Below are 1444 nucleotides of genomic sequence, written 5' to 3'. Positions count from 1 at the left end.
TGCACTGCCCCCAAAAAGTTAGACACTATTTGGGGGTATTTTTATGGAAAGAAAAGTCAAGTATGGTTATGATTTTAAACTTCGATGTGTAAATGAAGTTTTAAAAAAGCATCAAGCAATAACTGTTGTTGCAAAAGAAAATGGTATTGGGAAAACCGGTCTTAAAGATTGGATTAGTCGCTATCTTGAATTTGGCAACGAAGGCCTTTTGCCAATACAAAAAAATAAAAATTATAGCGCAGAGTTTAAATTAGCAGTTTTGAAAACTATTATAAACAAGTCGCTATCTTTGAATAAAGCCTGTTTGTTGTTCAATATTCCGTCAAGTTCTATTATAAGACGCTGGCAAATTCGTTATACTGAGGAAGGTTTAACAGGCTTAAAACCTAAAGTCAAAGGCAGACCAATTGTTATGAATTTTAAAAGAAAACAAAGAAAAACAGACAAACCTTTAACAAGAGAAGAAGAACTATTAAAAGAATTAGAGTATCTGCGAGCAGAAAACGAAATTCTAAAAAAGTTCAATGCCTTAGTTCAAGCCGAACAAGCCAATCAAAACAAAAGGCTCAAACCATAACGGAATTAAGGCATAAATATGATTTAGATCTTTTACTAAATTGTATCAATATGGTTAGAAGTACATATTATTACTATGAAAAGAAATGTCAGTCAATAGATAAATATCAAGAGATAAAGCAATTAATTAAACAGATTTTCAACCATCATAAAGGCAGATTAGGTTACAGGCGAATTACTTTATTAATCAAACAAAAAGGTATAATAATTAATCACAAAACAGTATTGCGTCTAATGAAAGTTTTAGGATTAAAGAGTTTAATACGAATCAAGAAATACAAATCATATAAAGGAAAACAAGGGAAGATTGCCCCAAATATATTGCAACGTAATTTTAAGGCTGTTAAACCTAATGAAAAATGGGCAACGGATGTCACTGAATTTAATGTCTCAGGAAATAAATTGTATCTCTCTCCAATTATTGATTTATTTAATGGAGAAATAATAAGTTATGAATTATCTGAGAAACCCCATTTTAATCAAATAGTCAACATGCTTAAAAAATCATTTACGAAAATATCAAATAACACAAATTTGATATTGCACTCAGATCAAGGATGGCAATACCAAATGAAACAATATCAGTACTTATTAAAGCAAAAAGGAATTAAACAAAGCATGTCCAGGAAAGGAAATTGTCTTGACAACGCTATTATTGAAAACTTCTTTGGAATCCTGAAATCTGAACTTTTTTATCTTAAAAAATACAGCTCTATCAATCAATTAAAACAAGAAATAATCGAATATATAGATTACTATAATAATGAGAGAATAAAACTTAATCTAAAAGGAATGAGCCCGATACAATATCGAGCTCATTATTATCAAATTTAATTATAAATTCGTCTAAACTTTTGGGTGCAGTCTA

General features: G+C 29.5%; 1 protein-coding gene. It reads left to right on the top strand.

Annotated features, from left to right (window positions below):
- The first annotated feature begins 43 nt into the window (after positions 1–43).
- A protein-coding gene (locus tag AAEO59_RS16325) for an IS3 family transposase (RefSeq protein WP_407934941.1) occupies positions 44–1410 on the top strand; the annotation gives its coding sequence in 2 pieces (ribosomal slippage) (positions 44–512 and positions 512–1410; 1368 coding nt in all).
- The last annotated feature ends 34 nt before the right edge of the window (positions 1411–1444 follow it).

This window comes from Flavobacterium flavipallidum (assembly GCF_038289905.1).
Taxonomy (GTDB): Bacteria; Bacteroidota; Bacteroidia; order Flavobacteriales; family Flavobacteriaceae; genus Flavobacterium; species Flavobacterium flavipallidum.
The sequence above is the reverse complement of the archived record's forward strand: the minus strand, read 5'-3'. Positions and strand labels throughout refer to the sequence as shown.